The organism is Pseudomonas sp. SIMBA_068 (genome assembly GCF_046534705.1).
GTDB classification, from domain to species: Bacteria; Pseudomonadota; Gammaproteobacteria; order Pseudomonadales; family Pseudomonadaceae; genus Aquipseudomonas; species Aquipseudomonas putida.
Genome location: NZ_JAWRYI010000008.1, coordinates 83,347 through 107,506 on the forward strand (window position 1 = coordinate 83,347; position 24,160 = coordinate 107,506).

Here is a 24,160-nt window from a genome sequence, read left to right on the forward strand (position 1 = left end):
GGTCTCAGCCTCCAATGGATGGTGATGTGGCCACACGCAGGCCTGTCGGGCTGGCAGCGCGCCGTGCGGCGTCGAAGTGCAAGGAAAGGGGCAGCGGCAGAATGAGGTGGCCTTCGAGGATGAAGACAGAACCTGGAATCGCCCATTTGGCGGTAATCAGCGCGAAACGCGCATCGGCGTCGGCAGATGCAGGGGAATAGCGGCCAGTGGCCTCATCGATCTCCCCAGTCCCTGCAATTGGCAATGCCCACTGGGTGTCTGGCCGGCCTACCCCATCGAAAATACCTGTCAACTGCAGGTCGCCATCGGGCAACTGCTCGACGTCGATCACCAGTTCAGGCCGCCGCTGGCGTACCAGCACATAAATTGAACGCGACTCGCTGGTCTCCCGGTTCTGTACCCTGACCTGATCGAGCACGTAGGCCACGTTGGCATCCACCTTACTGCCTGCGGTATAGGTGCAACGCCTGCCATCGCCCTCAGCGACGACCGAGCCCCGTCCTTCTTCGCCATCATCGACCACAGACCAGTCAAGGTCTCCGGTCAGCGCCCCCGCCGTGAGGGTCAGTTTGTCGTCGAAGTAGCAGACCCGGATCAGTGGATTGACCGTCAATGTCGCGGGCGCCACAGAGGCCATGCTGATGGCCTGCTTGTTGGTACCCGGGTCGGTGGCGATGATCCGGACCCGCACGGGTTCCCCCGCCATGGCGTGCGCAGGCGGTGCCCGGTATTCACCGCTGGCGGGGTCGATGCGCCCCAGATCACCGACGGTGCCTGGCAAAGCCTCCAGGGACCATGTCAGCCCTTCACGCGGCGGTTCAACGCTGAACGTATGCCGCTGCCCGGGTGCCAGCGTCACGGGGCGATCGACGATGCGCATGCCGGCCGTGCCATAGCCGCTGTCGAACACGGCCATTCCATCGGGTAACTGGAAGTCGAACGGTACAAGGCGCTTGCCATCTGCCAGCGACAGACCGGCCATCACCTGTTCCGGGATCATCGCGGTCAACTCCCTGGCCAGCCCTTCAAGTACCGCCTGCTTGACCAGGAAGGCGACAAACGCATAAATCTCCTCTCGCAGGGCCGATGGCGTGTCGCTGGGCAGGCCACTGACTTCCGTCACTTCGGCCGCCTGCCACGGCCACAAAACCTGCCCTAGCAACATACAACCAGCGCTTTCCTCAGGTGATGCAGGTGCATTCAGGGTGAACACCGTTTGCAGGTCGAACTGGAACGTTGCGGTTCGGCTGTACAGGGGACCTGTTGGCTTGGGCTTGTAGGTGAAGGTCAGCGTGCAATGGGACTTCCATTGCTGGCGGACCTCATCGTGTTCGAAGGTGACACTCAGAAGGGGCTGAAAATCCGCCAGGGCAGCCCGCGCCTGATCGCTGGCCGGGGCCCCTGCGTCCACGGCAATTTTGAAACCCTCGCAGGCAAACTGATAATTGTCGCTCTCGTAAGTGCTGGGGTACACCTCCAACAGGCCGGCCGTGGCATTCAGCCGCTGCAAGTTATTGTCTTCATCGAACTGGGCCTCGAACGCGCCCCCCTCGAGCATCTGCGCCAGGCCTGTGGCGTAAGCCGCACGGTGCAGGAAGCGCGCCGTCAGCAACAATGTGCTGTCGACCGGTTGCGCAAGATCATCGGGTAGCAGGAACGGGTAATCGGACTGCTCAGCGGGCAGGTTGCCCACAGAGCCATTGTTGATACCCGCAAATATCACCAGTGCGGACTTGCCGTCGGCTTTGCTGACGTGGGTGCGTACTTCACTGTGCCGAACCGCCAGGTAGGGGTTGCCAGACAGCGCCTTAAAGTCCGCCAAGGGATAGACCTGCCGGGCGCTGCCCAACCCGCTGAGCACCTCCTTGAAGAATCGCCCGGCGGCCTGCCGCTGTGGCAAACCACCGCCCAGGTCCAGCTCGGTGTCCGTGCCTTCACGCAGGTCGGCGCTCACGCCCTGGGCATCGGCGCTCAGCGGCACTGTCTGAGTAACCGGCAACGGGTCGAGGAGGTCATGAACCGACAGGCTGAGCAACCCGTCGGTCTTGTCCATGACCAGGTGGCTGCCACCTTCCAATGCCAGGCTTTGCCGGACCTTGGGCGACGTGTAGTTCGCTTGCATATCCACCAGTGCGGGCGGCCCCATGCGGTAGCCCGTCAGGATGTGGGTGACATCGGAATCGGGCATGGCGATCTCACCTTCGATATCGCCCAAGGCACTGTCTGGTTGGCTGCAATGTGCCAACGCGAGCAGGTCGTTGATGGCCTCGGGACGCGTGGCGAACGTCAGGTCCCAGTTCAGGTGTTTGTGGTTATGCTTCATCCAGGCCGTGATGACCGAGAGGTAATTGGTAGGCATGATGTGGCCCCGCTCAACTGGAGTGCTGAAAGGTATGGGTTTAGGTGAACGCCGGTTGACTACCTGCGCGTTGCCCTTTGCGCTGCCTGCTCAAGGGCCTGATAGGCTTGGCTGTGCTGCCCCAGCGGCAGCGGCAGCACGATGAAGCCCTGGAGCGTGATGGGTAATTCGGGGGAGGGCCTCCAGACCGCGTCAACCACGCAGAAATGTGCGGGGCTCGCGGCGTCGGCCTGGTAGTAAGGCTTGCCGTCTTCATCGATATCGATCTGCCCCGGGCCATGCACCACCGTCAACTGGTCGACACCTGACACCCCGCTGAAATGGATCGACAGCCACACCCTGGCGTGTTGTTCATCGCGCTTTTCCACCACCACATCAGAGGGACGTTTCAGGGTCATCTGGGTAACGATGCACAGCGTCCGGTGCTCATCGGTCAAGCTGTTACGGACCTCGACTTCTTCGACGATGAATGACTTGTCGGGCAGGTTCTCGCCGGGGATATAGCGATTGGCCGTGCCCGATTCCTGCGCCAGCCTGCCATGGGGTGAAGCGCCGAGGATGCGCCATTGCAGCGGTCCTTCAACGACACTGTCCGCCTTGAGGCTGACGCCCTCATCGCCCACCTGGCAGACCGACAGCAATGGGCTGACCTGCAGCGCGTTCTTGACCACGGTGAGCAGGGCCGAACTGGCAACGCTTGAGCCTGGAACAGTGGCAGTGACACGCACCCGGGTAAATTCACCTTCGATGCCCGTGGCCCCGGGCGCCAGATACAGGCCATGGGTGTGTTGGTCGAAATGGCCGGGGTCATCCGAGGAGCCCTCTACCGACTCGGCCGACCAGGTTACGTTGGCTTGCGCCGGGACGGTGGCAAGCTGCAACGGGCTGCCGTGGGTCACGATTTTTTCCAGGGGGGTGACGGCGAACGTGGTCCGCTGTGGAGCGACGCTGCCAAAACAGGCAATGTCGCGGGGCATGTGCCGCTCGCCTGCGACTATCGCGTCACCAAAGTTCAGTTTGATGGTCTTATCGATTAATTCCTCCATGTACAGGTCTGAACGAAGGTCCTTGGCGAGTGCGGCTCTTGCCGCGGCAAGGGGGCCGCGATCGCTCATCAGCGAGACAAATGAAACATTCGGCGCTGCAACTCCCCACAGTACATGGAAAAGGCTCAACGCCCTGATCTGATCTTCGTAGGGGTCACCTTCAAATTTAAACGAACCGTCCTCTTTGGGGTATATAGAGTGCTTATACTCTTCAAGTTTCAACGTAGCGCCTTGCAGGTCTTGCATCTGCCAACTGGCTGTTATTTCCACATTGATTTCAGCATGCCAGAGCCCCACGCACGCGTACCCCCACGTCCAGGAATGCGGCGTGGCGACGATTTCTTCATATCGGGTAAAATCCGCAGTGGCTGTATGAACGGTGACCAGCTCCATGGACACACGCTCCCCTGACACACGAAACTTCAGCACATCCTTGAGCGGCAGCTCATCGGTAATTAAATCGATGTACGCCCGGCAATCAACACTACCGCGCCAGTTTGCCTCATGGTAAGGCTCAACACGACTTTCTGTCTCTGAGGGTATTACACCTGCAATGGCAGTCGCTGTCAGATCACCGTTTTCTGCACGTTCAAGTTTAAATTCAACATTCTTGAAAAACTCCAAAGGCAGTTTGCTTAACACGGTAGCCAACGCCACCCAGGCTTTATCAAGCAGTACCGTCGCCGAGTAATCACCGTTGTCATCGGGAATCAAGTAACGGTATTCCGGGCCAGGCATATTCTGCGGCCCGTTGCTGGGCCCCATGGCGACCAGCCCCACCAGTGCACCGTCCATGTCAGCGGCGTCATCGCTTTCCATCGGGGCCAGGGCGACCGAGGGGTTACGCTGGGTACGCAGGATGAACGACTCGGGCCGCATCAGGTCATTTTCGCCATGTTCGATGCTGCCGAATGACCAGACACGTTGATGGTCCGGCAACCCGCGAAACAGCTCCTTGAAGAAGTCCCCCCCTAGCTCGCGAACGCGCCTGGAATCCGAGAAGGTCACCACAAAGTCATCACTTTTGTGCAAGTCCAGCGTCAATGCGCCGTTGTCAGCGACATAACCAGGCACGTCGGACAGTTCCAGTCGCAGGCGCAGCTCTGGCCCGACCAGAGGTTCTATCCGATCGATCCGCTGTGGGTACCAATGGGCCCCCACCTGCTTCAGCCCTACCTGGTTGCCGCCGAGTATTTTCATACGCAGGCTGGCACGCGAACCGGTGATATCGGCATTATCGAATGACAATCGCGGGTGATCCAGAACAAAGTTCTGCATATAAACCTTGTAACCATTGTCCGGCGCCGTCTCACCGCTGATAGGGTCCAGGTAAGAGCTGGTCTTGAAGCGCCGTATATATTCCTGGGTCAACAAAGTGTCCGCCTTGTCCTTCTGGATAGCGAAAATCGTATTCCACCCCAACATCCGGTAGTCAGACTGCAACCACTCCAGCAAATCCTGTTTCGAATTGCTCGACATACATCACCTCACATTTACACACACGCAGGCGCGTCTGCTTAAGGGAACAGCTTAATATCAACGATTGGAAATGCCCGCCAGGTTTCGCCGTCATCGAAACTTGCAGATACGCTCAACCTGAAATCTTTGCCAAATTCCAGTTTTTCGAGAAACTGTTTGGGCAGGTAGGCTTCAATAACGCCATCAGAATATTCGTCGTATGTCACCGCCTCGGTGGGGGGACGCAGAATATGCGTGACATCCTGGTCAGATGGCGAACGGCCTAGCGCCTCGATACCCAGCAATTGCCCTTCTGCCATGAACGGCCAAAAAGGCAGCGTGCACAAAGCACCACCCACTGGAACTTCGTGCAGTTTCAATTCCCGGTTCTCGGCACCTTTGACCTGAAGTATCGAGTATTTGCGCTGATCGAAATCGCTTACCCGCAGCTCGAACTTTTCTGATGTGCGTGGCGGTTCGCCGGTGCGGGTGACGGTGTAGTACACCCACAGACGTCTACCCAGATTGGCGGCCATGGCCGACCGCGGCACGGTGAACAGGCGTGTGTCACCAGTGGACGGCCGGGGAATGATGGCCGCCCCCGTGCTGCCGTGCCCTTCCCAATGCAGGTTGACGGTCAGCGCCGGCTCCTCGCCATCACCCAGCTCGGCCTTATCCGGGATTCGCACGGTGGCGCCAGACTCCAGCTTGCTCGGATGGACCACGCCCTGGTACGGCGCGTCACCGTCCTCCTGCGTGGCGTCCGGGATATTCGGTAAAGGCAGGTAAAGCTTGCGCTGCAAGACCAGATGCAGCACTTGGGAGCGCATCTGCACACCCTGACGCGAAAACTCATAGCTGAACGCGAACCGCTTGCCGCGGTTGACCTCGCTCTGCAGCCACTCCCGCTCCAGGTGGAAGGTCAAGCGTTTGCTGTCCACCGAAGTCGCATCCACACGCAGGCTGCGCAGCGTCACCTCCGGCCCTACGGTATAGAGCACCAGTGAATCGCCCAATTCCAGCTCCGGATAGGGATCCACCTCCACCAGAAGGCCGGTGCGATAGGTTTCGTCATCAGGATCCAGCGCGCCATCCGTCGCCCCGGGGATACGTGGCGCCGCCAGCAAAGGTGCCGGCGGTGGGTCGCTGGCGGCGGGCGAAACGATGTCGAAGCGCTGCACTGGCGACCGGCTGCTGGTGCCATCGGCGAATTCGATGCGATAGTGCAAAAAGGCGAACCCGCCGAGATACATGAAGACCACGCCGAGCTCCAGGTGCCACAGCAGTGGTCGGCCAGGATCAGACTCCTGCACTTCCAGTACTTGCTCGAACAGCTCACCTGGCAAGGACTCGTTGAACCAGGGCTCCCAACTCAGGAAAACCTTGTCACCTTCGGCCATGGCGGCATAGGGCGCTGTTGCCAGCAATATGCCTTCGGGATTGAGCAGGTTGACGTCGATCACCCCCTCATGGGCATCTTGCAAGTGGGCAACCGGCAAAGCCCATATGCCTTCAGCGGGCCGGTCAACGAAGAAGAAACGACGCTTGGACTCAGGCCCCACAGGATCGCCGGCGTTGTCCAGACGCGTGAACGAATAGAACACTTGGCCACCGCGCAAGGCAGTGACGAGTGCGTTATCGATCAGGATCACCCCGCGGCCGGCATCCAGGCTCAATACTTCGCGTTCAACAAAGAGGTCCTCGGCACTGTTGTCGGCCTTGCACCCCCGCCAGTTGATAGATACCAGGTCGTGCTCGGCAATGCCGGGATAGCTAATCCAACTCATCAGATCAGCGGTGCCAAGCGCGTCCAGGTCGACAGAGTTCATACGTTCGTTAAGGTGTGAAACGTCTGGCATGTCCATGTATGAATATCTCCGCCTTGCACATGTCCGGTTCGAGACTTGGCATAGATATAACACCGCCCCTGAACCTGAACACCTGGCAAAACTGATAGGTGTCAACACACGAAACTTCCACTACTGTCGACACGTATTCGGCACGCGCAACCCCTGTCTTACAGCGCCCGCCCCCCTGACAAGCAGAGTGAGAACGTTCATTATGAGTACGGAATCTTCACTGCATTCCAACGCCCTTAACTTCATGAGCTTCATGGAGAGCGGTGTCGATAGCCGCACCGGACAATACACACTGTCCATCAAACTTCCCGAGTTGGGCGCCAATTATTTCTCCGGCCCCGAGCTTGAACTCAGCCTAAACTTCAACCCGCTCAATACGATTGATTCGGGTTGGGGGCGGGGATGGAATCTGTCACTGACGCAGTTCGCACCACATACACAGGTCATCACCACGTACAGCGGTGAATCATTCAAAGTGACCGGTAGTTCGGGTTCACGCTTGCTAATGCAGGAGCAACGGCTGGCGCACTTTCACTTCTACCGCGAACCTGCCGGGCCAGGCGGCAACGCGCGCTATCGCGTGGTGCACCGTTCAGGCCTGGTGGAAATCCTCGAAGAAATGGGCAGCGCGAACGGGCGTATCGCCCTGCCGGTGGAGATATACGCGGCCACGGGGCACAGGATCGACCTCGAATACAAACCGTTCAACCCGTCTTACATGATGCTCTGCTCGATCAGCGACGAGCGTAAGGAGATCCTGCTGGAAATCGAACGCGACGATGGCCGCATCGAATTGCGCGAGCGCCCTTATAAGGGCGACAACGGCCAGCCCGTTGCCCTTTATACGATGAACCTGATCAATACTGACTGGGTCACATCGATCGTTCTGCCAACCCGTGAGCTGGCCAGTTGGCGCCTGGAATACCGCCTGGTGAACGGGCTGTTGTGCGTGAGCAAGGTCGAGCCACCTACCGGTGCCCGTGAATATCTCTATTACGAGGACCGTGGCCATCTGTTCCCCGGTAACGCTCGGCCAACAGCCCTGCCGCGGGTGACCCGGCACGTCATCGAACCGCGCGGTGGCCAACCTGCGTTCCAGCGAACCTATACCTACCCGGGCTCAAACAACTTTCTGGGTTACGGCGCCGGGATCGGTTGGTCTGACAACGGGCTGGACAACTTGTACGATTCGAAACGGTATGACTTTGAGTATCAAACGGTCGAAACCTTGCGCGACAAGGACGGAACGGCACTGCGCGACATCACCCGCACCTTCAACCGCTTCCATCTGCTGACCTCGACCAGAACCGTGCAGAACAACTGCGTACATGAAGTCACCAAGCAGTACAACATCAAGGACGCCCCCTTCGCTCTACAGGCGTCGACCCTGCAAATGCCGATCAGGGAACAGACACGCTGGTCGCTGGCGGACAACATCACGCGCAGCCGCCTTGAAACCGTCGAAACCACCTACGATTCATCGGGCAACATCATCTGGCGCAAACTTGCCAACGGCGTGACCGAGACCCAAGAGTGGTATGGCACGCAAGCGGAAGATGGCTACCCCGGTGATGCCAATGGTTTCGTTCGTCACCTGAAGAGCAAAACCACCACCCCGGCGAGCAGCGGCCGGGGGCAAGCCCCTGTTCTCACTCAGCACTACCGCTACAAGGCGCTGGCGCCACTGGCAGGCAACGCCATCACCCTCAACCCGATGATTGTCGAGCACAGTGAAACCCTGACGCAGGCGCACGATCCGGCGCACCCCCTGGAAGAGAAAATTTACTATTACCTCGACGCGCCCAAGTCCAGCCTGCGGCATGGCCGTCGTTATCAGGAGGTGGTCAAACGCAACAAGCTGGAAACCACCACCCAGTACCAGTTCAATTCACTGCTAGACCCTCTGGGCGGCCATCAGGTACTGGAAACCCGCAAGACCCTCTTTGGTTACGACGGCGCGCAACGATCCACCGTTCAACGGCGCTCGCTGCTGCATGGCGAGAAGCTCTACGAACTCAACGAGAACGGGGTTCACACACAATGGGCGTACGACGCCCTGCGCCGAGTCACCGAGGAAAGGGTATCGCCAGAGACACTGTTCGAGGCCAAAAAACGCTACGATTACGAACTCTGTGCCAGCGATGTCGATATTGCCCGCGCCCGAGTCACCAACGCTCGCGGCATCACCACCGAAACCGAGCTGGACGGCCTCGGACGGCCGACCCGGGAGAGCCGTGACAACGTGCTCGAGGCGAGGCCGGGCGCTTTCTACGAAATCCTGGCCATCCAGTACGATGCCTACGGCAATCGGGTGAAGGAAAGCGTTACCGACTGGCTGGAAGCCCAGCAGTACCTGCACCTGGTAACAAAAACGCGGTACGACGACTGGGGTGAGCAATGCTGCACCATCGGCCCGGACGACGTGGAGCAGCACAACGTACTGGACCCGATCGGCGACGCCAATCACCAGGGCGCCATTCGCTACAGCTGGCGCGTAGCCGGGAAAGAGAGATCACGGCCCCAGGTGCAGAACCGCAACGGCAGGAACATCCGATTCACCCACCAGGCACGGGCCATCAGCGGCAAGACCGAGACCTGGCTCAACCTGTTCAACAAGCCGGTGCTGCGCAAGCGCCTGGATGCGTTGGGGGAGCTGATTGGCGAACGTCGCTACAGCTATGACGGCCTCGGACGCACGCTCACCGAAACGGATGAGCGAAACCACACCACTGCATTCAGCTACGACGCCTGGGGCCGGATGCTCACGACCGAGCAACCGAATAAAACCCTGCTCACCCGCACCTACGCCGAACACTCTGCCGAAGACCTGCCGACCCGCCTGGTGGTGACCCCGGCGAATGTGCAGTTGCCCGCCCGCCAGATCGGCGCGCAGTACTTCGACGGCCTGGACCGCCTGATAGGTACCACCACCGGTGACCGGACGGAGTACTTCCTGTTCCGCGACGGTGAATCGATACCGCGCCAACGCATCAACCCCGCTGGCGAGACCATCGAGCTGGACTACAACCTGCAGCTGACCAATGAGCCGATCAGCAACACCGCACCCGAGGACCACGCCAGCTTCGCCTACGACCCTGTCAGCGCCCGATTGCTGAGCGACGACAACCGGCAATGCGCGCGGCGCTTCGAATACAACAAAGCCAACCAGCTGACCGCCGAACACTGGGAGGACAAGCGCGACGGCAAGACCTGGAGCCGCATTCATAGCAGCACCTTGCAGGATCGTCTGAAGAACACCCACGAACCCTACGGTGAAGACACCACCCACGAATACAACACCCAGGGCCGCCTGATCTCAACCCTTCAGGGGCAGCTGCAGGCCGAGTTCATATACGATGACCTGGGCCGTATCAAATTCATCACAAGCCATGACCGAGCCAGCGCACAGGCCCTGGAAACCGAGATTGAGTACGACGACCAGGACCGTGAGGTCAAACGCACCTGGCGTCAGCCCGGGCAGCCAGAACGCACACAACAAACCGTCTGGGACAAGGATGACCTCCTGCTCAGCCGCACCCTGCAGGTCGGCGGAGTATCGCAACTGGTCGAAAAGTTCGGTTACGACAGCCATGCACGCCTGAACATGTACAACTGCACAGGGCCGGACCAACCTCGCGATGCGCTGGGCCGCAGCATCGCCATGCAGGTCTTCAACTTCGATGCCTACAATAACATCGAGTTGACCGTCACTTCCTTCACAGGTGGGCCGGCCGCTGAACGCGCCAAGTTCATTCATGCCGAACGAGACCCCTGCCAGCTGCAGGGTATCGAGTACACACCGCCGCGCACCGAGCCCAATCCTGAGTTCAACTACGATGCCAATGGCAACCTGACCCGAGACGAGCGAGCCCGGCCGATTCGCTACGACAGCCAGAACCGGTTGCTGGGCCTTAACGACAGCGGCGCCCCGGACACCTATGGCTACGACGCAGGCGGCTTGCTGGTCAGCAGGCCCGAGGCCGGCGAGCGCACGCTGCTGCTGCATGACGGCCAGCGTTTGCGCATGGCCGTGCGTGACAGCCTGCAAACCCTGTACCTGCATCATGACGAGCAAGCGCTGGGCCAGCAGCAGAAAGGCAGTGGTGCGCAATCGCCCCTGCTGCTGCACACCAGTGCCAGCCACAGCGTGATCGCCGAGAGCCAGGCCGGCAGCACGCGCGCCGTCCGTTATACCGCCTATGGCGAACGGCACGCCGACGATCCACTGCTCGGCACCCTGGGCTACAACGGCGAAGCGCTCGATCCCGACAGCGGCTGGTACCTGCTCGGTAGTGGCTACCGCGCCTACAACCCGGTGCTGATGCGCTTTCACAGCCCCGACGCACTCAGCCCCTTCGGCGCGGGGGGGCTGAACTACTACGGCTATTGCCAAGGCAACCCGATAACCTTCCGCGACCCGACCGGGCACTACAGCATCGGCTATAGCGGGCAGAGCCGATCGCTGGCAGATCTGAATAGCTACAGCATCTCGCGGGGCATGGCCTTAGGTGCGATCGGCTGGATCGGGATGGGCCTGGGCATACTCTTCGCCGCAGTTGCCTCCGTGGCCGCCGTCGTGGTGACAGGTGGCGTAGCTGCGCCGGCAATCGCGGCTGCCTGGTCAGCCGCCGGTGGCGGCATCAGTGGCGCGGGTGCGGCACTTTCGGCAGGTGTCGGGGCAATTGCCAGCGTATCGCTCGCCGCCGGCATCAAGTTGGCGGCCACGGTGGCTACAGCCGCGTTGTCAGTCGCCGGTACGACGCTACAAACGGAAGCGATACTTTCGGGACATGAAACGCGGAATAATATTGGGACAATCCTGAATTACTCGGCAGCTATTTTAGGGCTTGCGGTGGGCGCGATGCAGTTGGCTTCACAAGTGCCAAAGCTGGCAAATTTATTTACACGCAGTGGAAGTTATACACTCGACCATGCATTTGAAACTTTTCAAAATAGCGGAAGAACCCTCCACCAAGTAAAATCAATCAATAACTTCTCCAGACCAGAAACCCTCATCACTCCAACTGAAAAAAGCTGGCACTTCACAAAATCAGTCAATCAAATAAGGCTGCGACGCAAAATATATTTACCATCCACCACTGATATCAGACACTGAATAACAACCCGAAGCCACGAACACGAAACCCGTCGCTGCAGTTCAACACCTCATGTAGTCATATTTGTTGGAGACAACAATGAAACCACTAACGTTCAGCACGCAGCAACATGACCGCACCACCAAAGCCCGGCGCAAGTATCTGAACTTGCAAGATGCCCCTGACAAGACAGCGCCGTTACCGGTGACCGCCCCCAATGTCCAAGGCATCATCGACAGTGACGATGGCACGCTGCACAAAGACCGCTTGAAAACCGACCTGACCGTCGAGATCCCCGCATGGTCTGACCTGCCACCGGGCAGTGATCCAAATGACTACTCGACGTTACAACTGCAGTTCACCTTGACTGGCGCCGAAAACACCTTCAGGGCCATTGGCCCTGTCAAGAAGTTCCTCCCGCCCCTCGTGCCAGGAGACTTTCCGTTAGCACTGGCTTTTCCCCAAGCGTCCATTCCACGCAATGGCAAACTGTGGATTCGCTACGAACTGGTCGACCACAAGAGCGACCCATATGTTTCGCACCCCATCGAGCTGATCTGTGACAGTGTTCCGCCCTGGGGGGATGAGCCCGCTCCCCGGCTGACCGCGCCCACGGACATCATCAACGAAGCCTACCTGACCAACCACCAGGCCGGCATTGAACTGGGTATACCCGAGTACCCGGACCGTACATCCAAAGATAAATACCAGGCGTTCTATCTGAAGGAATGGCCTGAAGAAAATGCGGACTACGATAACCCTGTCGTTGATGGCACCGTCACAGACGACCGCAAGATAACCATTCCGGCAGATGTGGTACGCAGCCTGGGTGATGGCAGGTTCTACATCGTCTACTACCTGTTCGATAAAGCCCAGAACCGCAGTCGCATCCGGCTGCCGGCGACGGTCGATGTGGTGCTCACACCAGAGCCCAAAGACCTGCTGCCACCAGAGGTGCCGCTAGCGGTAGATGACGGCGTACTGAGCCTGAAAGATGCACAGGCGGGTGTGCAGGTAGAAATACAGGCTTACACCAATTCCCGCAAAGAGGACAAGATCGCGATCAAGTGGGGCACGACGCCCCTGATCGCCGAACAGGTGGGCTCACGCTCATTCCCTATATCGATATCCGTACCCAGCGATATCTTGCGAAACGAATACGGCAAGGCTTCCGGGGAGGTAGCGACCCCTGTCAGCTACCAGGTGCTGCGTGGCCACGCCGCCTATGGACCGGCGGCCGATAACTTCGCTGTCGACTTTTCCGTTGCTGGCCCGGAACGCCCTGACCCCGACCCCGACTGGCCGGACCCGGTCAACGACAAGATGCTCGCCCCCACAATCACCAGTTTCAGCGGCGATACGAACCTCATTCCCCCGGCCGACCGCGGCAAAGACGCCACGCTGACCTTCAGGGTATTCGAGGGCGCCGCAGCCCCCCAGGTAGTGGACTTCTACTGGGACGGCACGCACGTGACAAGCTGGGTTGTCAATGAGGCACCCGGTGCCGACAAGTCCGTCACGATTCCGTGGAGCTATATCGAGGCTGCTGGTAACCAGCTGGCGCTGCCTGTGCATTACACCGTGAAGGGCGACGAAAACGCGCTCAATGAACAGGAGTCGCTTCCACAGTTCGTAGAGGTATCGGCCATCGACATGACGGCCGACGATCTCGAGTTCCTGGGTTTAACGGACCGGCTCTGGCTGAGTTGCCGATCCCTCTGGGACCCTGATGACCCCTCCGCCGCCCCGGCGATCAGGGTGCAGGTACCGCCCTGCAGCCGCTTCAATGTGCCACCAAACACCACCATGACACTGAACTGGGTGGTGTATGACCAAATTGTGGATGGCAACCTGATCGATGGCGTTGAGAAAACCTGGACTGTGACCTTGAACGCCGAGCAGATCGCGAACGGCTTCGTCACGCGAGTCGAGCCGTACGATCAGCACATCAAGCCCATCTATGACGCCGCGCCGTCCGGCGGGCGGGCCGAGGTGAGCTACGTCCTCAACACGCAGCCACCCATTACCTCCAATACCACGGCCAACAAGATCAGCGTCGCCGATCAGGGTACCGGGGGCTCGTGTGACGTAAGCCAACCTTGAGCAAGCCTCGGCAGCGGCTTTGGCAATCGTCCGCTGCCGATCCACTTATAGGAATTTTCCGTTGAGGAGTAGGAATTTCCTTACATTTTTTGCGATTTAACGCGCTTAGCCTCGCGGTATGCGGATTGTTCTCCAACGAAAAGCAGAACGGTCTTACAAAAATTTGTTCACTTCGAGGTTTTCCCTGAATGCCGAGCCGCCTTTTTCACACCCTTCGCCACTGTTCAACACCCGCTCATCTCGTGCTGGCAGGCCCGTTGTTTTTCGCCAGTGCCTGCTGGGCAGAAACCCTCATAGATGCCGATACTCAGCTGGATGCCGGCAGCACACTCGACAGCTACCGGGTGATCGGCCCGGCCATTCTGACAGCCACCGGGGCGACGACGTTGCAGATCGCCGGCCAGGCGGGCGCCACCGTGAACCTGTCGGATAGCCAGGTCACCGCTGAATCGAATGGCAATGGCCTGGCGCTCAATGGTGCCAGTGCCACCGTACACCGCTCGACCATCCGCAGTGACGCCCGTGGCCTGGCGCTGAGTGCTGCAGGGGCGGGCAACGGCTCGCGCGCCTCGATCAACGACAGCGTGATCGAAGGCGGCGTACAAGGCGCGACCATCAATGCCAGTTCTGCCGAACTGCAGCGCAGCGAACTACGCGGCACGGGCGCCAGCAGCGAGGGCGCACGACTGGTTGCCGGCACCCTGATTGCCAGGGACGGCAGCACCATCAGCGGCGGCAATTATGGCGCGCGCATTCTTGAGGACGACGGCCGCGGCTCTACGCTGGTGGTCGACAACAGCCTGATCGAGGGACGCAACGGGCCAGCGATTGCCGTCGGCCGAGGGGCCGGCTTTGCAGCATCGGCGCAGATCGACGTTATCAACGGTGCCAGCCTCAGTGGTGGCAACGGCGTGCTGCTGCAGGTGGCGGAGGATGCTGCCGCCAACCTGCGGGTCAACAACAGCCACCTGGTCGGCGATATCGTCGCCGCCAGCGGCGGCACCGCCAACGTGCTGCTGGAAAACTTCGCCACCCTCAAAGGCCGGCTGGACAACGTTGCAAGCCTGGAAATCAACAGCGGTGGCGAATGGGCCCTGGTCGACAACAGCCAGGTGACCGACCTGTCACTGGATAACGGTGCCGTGCGCTTCGGCGGGCCGGGCGAATTCTTTACCCTTTCCGTGGAAAACCTCACCGGCAACGGCACCTTCATCATGGAGGCCGATTTCAGCACCTCGCAGTCGGACTTCCTCGACGTGACGGGCACCGCCAGCGGCAACCACCAGTTGCTGATCAGCGCCAGCGGCAACGATCCGCTGACAGACAACAGCCTGCATGTGGTGCATACCGCTGCTGGCGATTCACAATTCTCGCTGCTAGGTGGCTCTGTGGACCTGGGCGCCTATTCCTACGACCTGGTGCAACGCAGCGACAACGACTGGTACCTGGACGCGACCACCCGTACGGTCAGCCCCGGGACACAAACAGTGATGGCCTTGGCCAACGTCGTGCCGACCATCTGGTACGGCGAGCTCGGCGTGCTGCGTAGCCGCATGGGCGACGTGCGCCGCAACCCTGGCAAAGCCGGTGGCTGGGTACGCAGCTACGGTAACCAATTCAATGTCTCGGCGACGTCTGGCGCGGCGTACCAGCAACAGCAACAAGGCCTGTCGATCGGCGCAGATGCGCCCCTGGCAGCTGGCGACGGCAACTGGCTGGTCGGGATCACGGCCGGCTACAGCAATTCCGACCTGAACCTCGCCCGCGGCTCTTCGGCCAGCGTCGACAGCTACCATGCCGGCGCCTACGCCACTTGGCTCGATCCCGAAAGCGGCTATTACATCGACACCGTGGCGCGCATCAACCGTTTCCACAACCGGGCCGACGTGCGCCTGAGTGACGGCAGCAAGGCCAAGGGTGACTACAGCAACCTGGGTGCTGGCGTTTCGCTGGAGGTGGGACGTCATCTGAACCTGGCCGACGACTGGTTCCTCGAACCGTTCGCTCAACTGTCCGGGCTCGTGGTCCAGGGCAAGGACTACAGCCTGGACAACGGCATGCGCGCCAACAGCACCAGTACCCACTCGCTGCTGGGCAAAGTGGGCACTTCGGTCGGGCGCACCTTCAGTGCGGGCACAGGCCGTAGCGTGCAACCCTACCTGCGGGTGGCAGCAGTTCATGAGTTCGTCAACGACAACCAGGTGAAAGTCAACGACAACCGCTTCAGCAGCAACCTGGCCGGTTCGCGTGCTGAAATCGGTGCAGGGGTGGCGGTCGCCTGGGGCGAAAAATGGCAGGCCCACGCCGACTTCGATTACAGCCATGGCAGCAAGCTTGAACAGCCATGGGGCGTGAGCGTCGGCGCCCGTTACAACTGGTGAAAAAACGTGGGAAGGCCAATGCGCCTTCCCTTTTGCATTCATGCGTGACACATGGAGATGGACGATGACGCAGAACAAGCGCTCCGGTAACCGCAGAACTCCCACCCCTGAACTGGACTCGGCCCCTCTTGTCCCCCCAACCGTACCAAGCGTGGTGCCCGATGTTGAAGGGGGGAAACCCAACACGGTCGAGTTCCGGGCAACCTATTCCCCCCTGCGGGTAGAGTTTCACCCGTGGGCAAATTCGCACCCGGAAATAGATGAGGAATACCTTTTCCTCTACTGGAATGAAGTACTGGTCGACAAGAAGACCTTCAGCAAGCCTATCGAACCTGAAGAGCTGTTCATTTTGGTACCGGTCGACAGGCTTATTGAAGGCACGCACCGCCTGCACTACGCAGTCACGCTGCACAACGATACCCATGTGCCTTCACGGCCACTGGATATCTACATCGACAAGACCCCGCCGCTGCTCCCCGCGGATGATCGATTGATGCTTCCCGACTACGTTATTCGCGAAGGTGTCACCGAGGACTACCTCGCGGCCAACGGCGACAAGCTCGTCTGCACAGTCCCCTCGTTCATTGGTGCGGAGCCAGGCGATGTCGTGAAGTGGTTTTACAGCGAAAACGGCGCCGGGCAGGAAATGGTCGACATGATGACACTGACTCAGGAGCACATCGAAACACTGGGCCCGCTAGGCACCAGCAAACCGCTCGAGCTGACCTTCCCGGGCGCTTTCATTCGCCAGTCCGGCAACGGCACGCGTTACGTGCGTTATGAAGTGCAGGACCGCGCTGGCACACAGCCCCAGCGTGCGCTAGCGGTCGCGTTGGAGTCCGACCTTTCCCTGGCACCACGCGAATTGCCACCGCCACACATCAAGGAGGCGAAGGGCAGCGAATTCTCCAGCACGCTGGAACCTGGCAATGCATCCGACGGCGTCACATTCGTCATACCCGACGGGGCAGAAATCCGGCCGAATGAGACTGTCACCGTATTCTGGGGCCAACCCGGGACGCTCGGCGGTTACTCCACCAACACGCCCATATCGCCAGGCGCACTTGAATACCTGATCCCCAGCCAATATGTGCCGCCGCACATGAACGACCGGGTGGAACTGTATTACCAAATCGACAAGCCTGACGTGCCCCCCTCGCTTTCGCACTATGTCACGGTGCGGAAAATCGAAGGACTGCCAATCGTACAGTGCAGCGATATTCACAACCGCGCACTGAACCTGCGCACACTGGGCGAAAGCACGACCTTTACCCTGGAAAGCTGGCCGTTCCGGCATACGTCGCAATTCGTCAACGCCTGGATCGACGGGGTGGAAAGCGGCAACGTCACTCGGGAAATCAGGCTGCCGATTGCCACCGCGCTGCCTGTACCCAGCGAAACGGACGTAATGGTGCTGGGTACCGTCACGAAAACCGAGCTGTTGAGGCTGGCAATCAACTATCAGTTCCGGGTGTCGGTTGAAGTGTCGTTCGACGATAAGCTGAGCTGGTTGAAATTTCCCGATGCGGCAGCCCAACTGGAAGACAAGCCGTAGCCCGATGCAAAAAAAACGCCACCCGAAAGAGTGGCGTTTTTTGCAGTTGAAGCCAAATGTCGGGATGACCATGGATCCCGATGGCTTTGACCGAAACGAAAAAAGACGCCGAAGCGTCTATTTTCGAGGATCTACAGACTTCCGTGGAAGGCTGTAAATCTTGATTTTGGAGCGGGAAACGAGACTCGAACTCGCGACCCCGACCTTGGCAAGGTCGTGCTCTACCAACTGAGCTATTCCCGCATTGTGAAACTTTACCGCTTTCGGCGTGAAGCGCCTTGACGACCTTCACCACCACTGCACCGCATAGACGCCACAGTATTTAAACTGGAGCGGGAAACGAGACTCGAACTCGCGACCCCGACCTTGGCAAGGTCGTGCTCTACCAACTGAGCTATTCCCGCATTTGGCGTCCCCTAGGGGACTCGAACCCCTGTTACCGCCGTGAAAGGGCGGTGTCCTAGGCCACTAGACGAAGGGGACACACAACACTTTTCAGTGCACCAGAACATGAACCTCACGATTCAGCCTGGATTTTCTTTTCCTGCCCCGCCGTTAAGCAGTGCCGGAGAAACTGGAGCGGGAAACGAGACTCGAACTCGCGACCCCGACCTTGGCAAGGTCGTGCTCTACCAACTGAGCTATTCCCGCATTGGCGTCCCCTAGGGGACTCGAACCCCTGTTACCGCCGTGAAAGGGCGGTGTCCTAGGCCACTAGACGAAGGGGACACGCTGCTGGCATTACTGCCTGCTTTCACTCCCTGCTGCGTTTCGCTGTGTGCTTTACGCTGCAAGTGGCGCGCATTCTATGGATGGTTCGGGAAGGCGTCAACCCCTTTGTAGAAATTTATTTAAATCAATGACTTCCGGGTACACCCAGCGCTGTTTCGGCAAGCCTCCGGGGGGTTGCCGTTGATTTTCTGGCGTCAAGTCAGCATTAATGTGCCAGCATCCAGTTATGGCACAGTTTGCCGATAGAAAAAGAGAATGGCTGTCGGGGCCTCTCGCGAGCAAGCTCGCTCCTACACTCAATAATGCAAACCTATTCATGAGGCATTAACGGTGACACCACTTCTGATCACACTGCTCATCGTGGCAGGCATCGCGTTGCTGATCGTGATCGGCTACCTAAACAATGTGGTCGAGAACGGCAAGATCGAACGCGTCCGGACGAGGGTCGAACTGGCCGACCGCCTGCGCCGCTGTGGCGAAATCACCGAGACCTTCCCCGGCCAGTTCATGACCCCGGCCCTTAAACTGCTGCTGACCCGCCTGGAACTGAACCTTAATCAGCGCCAGCTGGCGGTGGACAAGCACAATGCCGAACTCAAGGCGCGCATTGCCGAGCTGGAGGGGCTGATAGCCCTGGGCGACAAGATCCCGGTGAACAACCCGCCCAACCCGATCCACACCGAGGTCAAGGCCAAGGACGTACGGTTCTTGCTGGAAGCCATGCACAACCAGGTAACCCGTGCGGCCCAGGAAGGCTTCCTGCCCACGCCCGAGGCCAAGCACTGGGTCAAGGAAATCCGCCACATACTGGTGTTGCTGCATATCGAGTTCTTCAACAACCTCGGCCAGCAGGCCCTGCAGAAGAACCAGCCGGGCCAGGCGCGCCTGGCATTCGAGCGCGGCGTGCAATACCTGCGCAAGCAGCCCGAGCCCAAGGTGTATGAAGAGCAGCTGACGTACCTGGAGAAGTTGCTGGCCCGGGCCAATGCCCAGGTGCTGGACCGCATGGCACCGGCGGAGGACGAGCACAACGAATTGACCGACGGGCTCAAGACCGATGAGGAAGAGACCTGGAAGAAGAAGGTGATCTACGACTAAGCCCTGCGCCGCGCCCTTGTAGGAGCGGCCTTGTGCCGCGATGGGCCGCAAAGCGGCCCCACATTTATGCACCAACGCCGATATCGCCGGGGCCGCTTTGCGGCCCATCGCGGCACAAGGCCGCTCCTACAGGGATAGCGCAAGCCTTCGAACAGTAGTCAGCAGTCGGTCAGCTCAAGGAAGACCGCCGCCAAGCGCTCCAGCCCCACCTGGTCCGCCTCGCTGAACCGCCCAACCTTGGGGCTATCCAGGTCCAGCACACCAATCAGCCTGCCCTCCTTCACCAACGGGATCACCAGCTCGCTGTTGGAGGCACTGTCACAGGCAATGTGGCCCGGGAATGCATGTACATCTTCTACCCGCTGGGTCTGCCGCGTTGCCGCCGCGGCCCCGCACACACCTTTACTGAACGGAATGCGAACACACGCCACCTGGCCCTGGAACGGGCCCAGCACCAGCTCTTCGTTGCGGTTGAGGTAGAACCCCGCCCAGTTCAGGTCGTCCACCTGGTTGTACAGAAACGCCGAAAACTGCGCGGCGTTGGCGATGAAATCACGCTCGTCGGCAAACAGCGCCTGCACTTGCGCCGCCAGCAGGTTGTAGCCGTCCAGGCCTGCGCCACTGGCATTGAGGTCGATCATTTACTTTTGCTCCAGCAATTGCAGCCCGACCCAGTAGCGGGCGAACTGATAGGCACAACGGCCATTACGGTTACCGCGGCCGGTGGCCCAGCGCACGGCGAGGATGTCGAGTTCTTCGGAGCGCTGCCAGGCAAGGCCGGCAGGTTTTGCCAACTGGCCGATCCAGTGCTCAACCACATTCAGGAAGTGGTCCTGGGTAAACGGGTAGAACGACAGCCACAGGCCAAAACGGTCCGACAGGGCAATCTTGTCCTCCACCGCTTCGCTGGGGTGCAGTTCGCCGTCCACACGCTTCCAGTTCTCGTTGTCGCTTTCCTTCTCGGGCACCAGGTGGCGGCGGTTGGAGGTGGCGTACAGCAGCACGTTGTCCGGGGCCTGCTCCAGCGAGCCGTCAAGCACACTCTTGAGCACCCGGTAATCGCCCTCCCCGGCTTCGAACGACAGGTCGTCGCAGAACAGGATGAAGCGTTGCGGCAGCTTCTGCAGCTGCTCGACCACCCGCGGCAGGTCGGCCAGGTGGTCACGTTCGATTTCGATCAGGCGCAGGCCGGCGCTGGCATGTTCGGCGAGCAAGGCGCGCACCAGCGACGACTTGCCGGTACCGCGCGAGCCCCACAGCAGCGCGTGGTTGGCTGGCAGGCCGTTGATGAACTGGTGGGTGTTGCGGCCCAGCTGGTCGCGCTGTTTGTCGACGCCTATCAGGTCGCTCAGGCGGATGTCCAGGCTGACTTCCAGCGGCAGCAGGTAGCCGCTGCGGCCATCGCGCTGCCAGCGGGCGGCCAAGGTGGTGCCCCAGTCGATGTTCGGGCGTTGTGCGGGCAACAAGGGCTCAAGGCGCGCCAGTACCGATTCGGCGCGGTCCAGAAAAGCAATCAAGCGAGCGTCCATGACGACTCCTAACAATTTCAGTTTTGGGGCGCAGAGCGGTCCCCGCTTGGAGATCAACTGAAATGAACAGACAGACCCGCCAGCAGCCGGGGCTATTCGGCTATGCTTGCGCAGCGCAAGGAACGTGAAAACCGGCTCGGGACTCATGGATATCAAGTTCACCAATCGCCTGTCATACAAGCAAGCCCGGCTGACAGTCCTGGTCGGCTTCATCCTGGGAACATTGCTCAGTCTCATCCAGATCGGCATCGATTATGCCAGCGAAGACGCGTCCATCAACCGTGAAGTGAACGCGTTGCTGCAAATCAGCCACAACCCGGCCTCGCGCATCGCCTACAACATCGACTCGGAGCTGGCGCTGGAGCTGACCCGCGGCCTGTTGCAGTCGCCGGCCGTCATCCGTGCACGGCTGATCGACAACAACGAAACAGTGCTGGCCGATGTCGAGCGGCCCAGGCTGCAGGACCGCTACCGGCCGCTGAGCGACTTCCTGTTTGGTGAGCAGCGTCAGTTCAAGGCACGCCTGTACCTGACGCACATGCCGGAGGAATACCTGGGCACGCTGTACCTGGACGTCGACACCTTTGCCTTCGGCAGCCGCTTTCTCGACCGCGCCGGCATCACCCTGCTGAACGGTTTTGCCCGCAGCCTGGTGCTGACTGGCATCCTGCTGGCGCTGTTCTACATGATGCTGACCAAACCGCTGGTCACGGTGATCGGCGCGCTCAGCGGCAGCGACCCGCGCAAACCCCGGCAAACCCGCCTGGACTGCCCACACGGCCACGAAAACGACGAAATCGGCGTGCTGGTGAAAGTCGCCAACCAGCAGTTCGTCAGCATGGCCACCGAGATCGAGCAGCGGCGTACCGCCGAAAACCGCCTTACCCAGTACCTGAACGAACTGGAAGACATCGTCTCGGCACGCACCAACGAACTGAAGGCCAGCAACAGCAGCCTGAGCCTGTCCAACCAGGAGCTGGAACAAGCGCGCCGCCGCGCACTGGACATGGCCCAGGCGCGTGCTGCCTTTTTGGCCAACATGAGTCACGAAATCCGCACCCCGCTCAACGGCATGCTCGGCATGATCGCACTGGCCCTGGACAGCCCGCTGCCCAGCGAGCAGCGCCAGCAACTGGCGATTGCCCACGACTCGGGCAAGGTGCTGGTGGAGCTGCTGAACGATATCCTCGACCTGTCCAAGTTCGATGCGGGCCAGCTGGAGCTGGAACGCATCCCGTTCGACATGGGTTCGATGGTGGAAGACACCGCCAACCTGCTGTCGCAGAACACCGCACAGAGCGTGGAACTGACCTGCCTGATTGCCCGTGACTTCCCCAGCAGTGTGCTTGGTGACCCCACGCGGGTGCGGCAGATCGTCAGCAACCTGCTGTCCAACGCGTTGAAGTTCACCCGCTTTGGCCGTGTCGATGTGCGCCTGGTGAGCATCGTCGGCGGCGTGCGCCTGGAGGTGCGCGACACCGGCATCGGCATACCCGAAGAGGCCCAGGCGCGGATCTTCCAGCCATTCACCCAGGCCGGCGCCGGCATCACCCGCCAGTACGGCGGCACGGGCCTGGGCCTGGCCCTGACGCGCAACCTGTGCAAGGCCATGCAAGGCCATTTGCGCATTCGCTCCGAAGCGGGGTTTGGCAGCTGTTTCAGCGCCGAACTACCGCTGGCCGAGCACACCGAAGCCATCGCCCCGGTACCGCTGCACGGGCGCGTAGCCGCCCTGAGCGCTGCAGGCAGCGGGCTTAACGAACTGTTGCAGGGCCTGCTGCCCACCTGGGGCCTGGCCTACCAGCGGCATGACAGCAGCGCGACGCTGGACGCCACGGCGATGGACCTGCTGATTACCGACGATGTCGACCGCCTGTTCGACCTGCGCCTAACGCTGAAAACCCCCATCCTGCTGGTGACCGCTTACGGTAACTTCCTGCCCAGCGAGCAATCGGCCGCCCTCGCCCCGCTCCATCAACTGGCCCGGCCGCTGGCGCGCAACGCCCTGTACCAGACCCTGCGCCGCACCCTGCAAGGCTTCGACCCCGAACACCCGCTGGCCAGTCCGGCCATCACCCTGGAGGCAGGCCGTGCGCGGATTCTGCTGGTGGAAGACAACCCGGTGAACCAGCTGGTGGCCAAGGGCATGCTGGCCAAGCTCGGCTGCCAGGTGCAACTGGCCACCCAGGGCGCCGAGGCCCTGGAGCTGCTGGAACTGGACGACTTCGACCTGGTGCTGATGGACTGCAACATGCCGGTGATGGACGGTTACGAGGCCAGCCGGCGCATCCGCCAGAGCGGCCGCTGGCCCGACCTGCCGATTGTCGCGCTCACCGCCAATGCCATGCCCGAGGAGCGCGAACGCTGCCGGGCTGCGGGCATGAACGACTACCTGGCCAAGCCGTTCCGCCGCGAAGAGCTACTGGCGCTGGTCGAGCACTGGGTGCCGCTCAACGGCTGAGCAGGCGCTCGATGTCTGCTTCCAGGGCCTGTGGCTTGGTAGTGGGGGCATAACGCGTCACCTGGCCGCTGGCCGGGTCGACCAGAAACTTGGTGAAATTCCACTTGATCTTCTGGCTGCCCAGAATGCCCGGTGCGCGCTGCTTGAGCTCGACGAACAGCGGGTGGGCGCCCGGGCCGTTGACCTCGACCTTGCGAAACAGCGGGAAGCTCACGCCGAAGTTGCGCTCGCAGAACTGCGCAATGTCTCGCGCATCGCCCGGTTCCTGCTTGCCGAACTGGTTGCACGGGAAGCCCAGCACCACCAGGCCACGTTCGTGGTAGGCCTGCCACAGTTGTTCCAGGCCCTTGTACTGCGGGGTAAAGCCGCACTGGCTGGCGGTATTGACCACCAGCAACGCCTTGCCCGGGAAGTCGCCGAGCTTCTTGTGCTCGCCGCCCAGGGTCACGCAGGGGATGTCCAGCATCGATCCAGCCATGTTCG

At 60.4% G+C, this 24,160-nt stretch carries 11 protein-coding genes, 5 tRNA genes and 1 pseudogene; 6 read left to right on the forward strand and 11 right to left on the reverse strand.

The features are described from left to right. Positions 1–4 precede the first annotated feature (4 nt). Genes SB756_RS18790 through SB756_RS18800 form a run of 3 tightly spaced genes read right to left on the reverse strand, consistent with a single transcriptional unit; the run spans position 5 to position 6,728 of the window. Positions 5–2,359 carry a hypothetical protein gene (locus tag SB756_RS18790; protein ID WP_410911378.1) on the reverse strand — a complete coding sequence of 785 codons (2,355 nt, stop codon included), beginning with the start codon at positions 2,357–2,359 and terminating at the stop codon, positions 5–7. A 59-nt stretch (positions 2,360–2,418) separates the two neighbouring features. After that, on the reverse strand, positions 2,419–4,884 hold the full coding sequence (locus tag SB756_RS18795) for a hypothetical protein (protein ID WP_410911380.1): 2,466 nt from the start codon (positions 4,882–4,884) through the stop codon (positions 2,419–2,421). Positions 4,885–4,922: 38 nt separating this feature from the next. Then, positions 4,923–6,728 carry a hypothetical protein gene (locus tag SB756_RS18800; protein ID WP_410911381.1) on the reverse strand — a complete coding sequence of 602 codons (1,806 nt, stop codon included), beginning with the start codon at positions 6,726–6,728 and terminating at the stop codon, positions 4,923–4,925. Between SB756_RS18800 and SB756_RS18805 the strand changes: the two genes are divergently transcribed. The 4 genes from SB756_RS18805 to SB756_RS18820 all read left to right on the forward strand — a co-directional run bounded on the left by SB756_RS18805 (position 6,721) and on the right by SB756_RS18820 (position 17,857). Further along, on the forward strand, positions 6,721–11,838 hold the full coding sequence (locus SB756_RS18805) for an RHS repeat-associated core domain-containing protein (RefSeq protein ID WP_410911382.1): 5,118 nt from the start codon (positions 6,721–6,723) through the stop codon (positions 11,836–11,838). The two genes, SB756_RS18800 and SB756_RS18805, sit on opposite strands and share 8 nt — an antisense overlap. 79 nt (positions 11,839–11,917) lie before the next feature. Next, entirely contained in the window at positions 11,918–13,921 is a 2,004-nt protein-coding gene (locus SB756_RS18810) for a hypothetical protein (RefSeq protein WP_341797928.1), read from the forward strand. A 188-nt stretch (positions 13,922–14,109) separates the two neighbouring features. After that, positions 14,110–16,302 (forward strand): autotransporter outer membrane beta-barrel domain-containing protein, encoded by a 2,193-nt coding sequence (locus tag SB756_RS18815; RefSeq protein WP_410911384.1) that lies wholly within the window; start codon positions 14,110–14,112, stop codon positions 16,300–16,302. A gap of 64 nt (positions 16,303–16,366) precedes the next feature. Further along, on the forward strand, positions 16,367–17,857 hold the full coding sequence (locus SB756_RS18820) for a hypothetical protein (protein WP_341797926.1): 1,491 nt from the start codon (positions 16,367–16,369) through the stop codon (positions 17,855–17,857). 167 nt (positions 17,858–18,024) lie between these two features. On the opposite strand, the gene SB756_RS18825 is transcribed toward SB756_RS18820, so the two are convergent. The 5 genes from SB756_RS18825 to SB756_RS18845 form a co-directional block, all read right to left on the reverse strand. Continuing rightward, positions 18,025–18,100, reverse strand: a tRNA-Gly gene (locus tag SB756_RS18825). Between the two features lie 85 nt (positions 18,101–18,185). Beyond that, positions 18,186–18,261, reverse strand: a tRNA-Gly gene (locus tag SB756_RS18830). 3 nt (positions 18,262–18,264) lie between these two features. Next, positions 18,265–18,340, reverse strand: a tRNA-Glu gene (locus SB756_RS18835). Between the two features lie 92 nt (positions 18,341–18,432). Further along, positions 18,433–18,508, reverse strand: a tRNA-Gly gene (locus SB756_RS18840). A gap of 2 nt (positions 18,509–18,510) precedes the next feature. Then, positions 18,511–18,586 (reverse strand) — tRNA-Glu (locus SB756_RS18845). Positions 18,587–18,919: 333 nt separating this feature from the next. On the opposite strand from SB756_RS18845, the gene SB756_RS18850 reads away from it, so the two are divergent. Beyond that, positions 18,920–19,687, forward strand: coding sequence for a hypothetical protein (locus tag SB756_RS18850; RefSeq protein ID WP_341797925.1), 768 nt, complete (start codon positions 18,920–18,922; stop codon positions 19,685–19,687). A gap of 158 nt (positions 19,688–19,845) precedes the next feature. Here the strand turns inward: SB756_RS18850 and SB756_RS18855 are convergent, their stop codons facing one another. Continuing rightward, positions 19,846–20,328 carry a GAF domain-containing protein gene (locus SB756_RS18855; protein WP_341797924.1) on the reverse strand — a complete coding sequence of 161 codons (483 nt, stop codon included), beginning with the start codon at positions 20,326–20,328 and terminating at the stop codon, positions 19,846–19,848. Further along, a complete protein-coding gene (locus SB756_RS18860) occupies positions 20,329–21,216 on the reverse strand; it encodes an ATP-binding protein (protein WP_341797923.1) in 888 nt (295 codons plus the stop codon). Between the two features lie 102 nt (positions 21,217–21,318). Between SB756_RS18860 and SB756_RS18865 the strand changes: the two are divergent. Then, positions 21,319–23,677 (forward strand): annotated as a pseudogene (locus SB756_RS18865) (response regulator). Here the strand turns inward: SB756_RS18865 and SB756_RS18870 are convergent. Continuing rightward, positions 23,667–24,155: a glutathione peroxidase gene (locus SB756_RS18870; protein ID WP_016500927.1), complete on the reverse strand. Its 489-nt coding sequence runs from the start codon at positions 24,153–24,155 to the stop codon at positions 23,667–23,669. The pseudogene SB756_RS18865 and the gene SB756_RS18870 overlap by 11 nt on opposite strands. Positions 24,156–24,160: the final 5 nt, after the last annotated feature.

What these genes read in the sequence shown, in the direction of transcription:
- SB756_RS18790 (WP_410911378.1), bottom strand. Translation starts at nt 2,359, where the DNA reads ATGCCTACCAATTACCTCTCGGTCATCACGGCCTGGATGAAGCATAAC.
- SB756_RS18795 (WP_410911380.1), bottom strand. Translation starts at nt 4,884, where the DNA reads ATGTCGAGCAATTCGAAACAGGATTTGCTGGAGTGGTTGCAGTCTGAC.
- SB756_RS18805 (WP_410911382.1), top strand. Translation starts at nt 6,721, where the DNA reads ATGTCCATGTATGAATATCTCCGCCTTGCACATGTCCGGTTCGAGACT.
- SB756_RS18800 (WP_410911381.1), bottom strand. Translation starts at nt 6,728, where the DNA reads ATGGACATGCCAGACGTTTCACACCTTAACGAACGTATGAACTCTGTC.
- SB756_RS18810 (WP_341797928.1), top strand. Translation starts at nt 11,918, where the DNA reads ATGAAACCACTAACGTTCAGCACGCAGCAACATGACCGCACCACCAAA.
- SB756_RS18815 (WP_410911384.1), top strand. Translation starts at nt 14,110, where the DNA reads ATGCCGAGCCGCCTTTTTCACACCCTTCGCCACTGTTCAACACCCGCT.
- SB756_RS18820 (WP_341797926.1), top strand. Translation starts at nt 16,367, where the DNA reads ATGACGCAGAACAAGCGCTCCGGTAACCGCAGAACTCCCACCCCTGAA.
- SB756_RS18855 (WP_341797924.1), bottom strand. Translation starts at nt 20,328, where the DNA reads ATGATCGACCTCAATGCCAGTGGCGCAGGCCTGGACGGCTACAACCTG.
- SB756_RS18860 (WP_341797923.1), bottom strand. Translation starts at nt 21,216, where the DNA reads ATGGACGCTCGCTTGATTGCTTTTCTGGACCGCGCCGAATCGGTACTG.
- SB756_RS18870 (WP_016500927.1), bottom strand. Translation starts at nt 24,155, where the DNA reads ATGGCTGGATCGATGCTGGACATCCCCTGCGTGACCCTGGGCGGCGAG.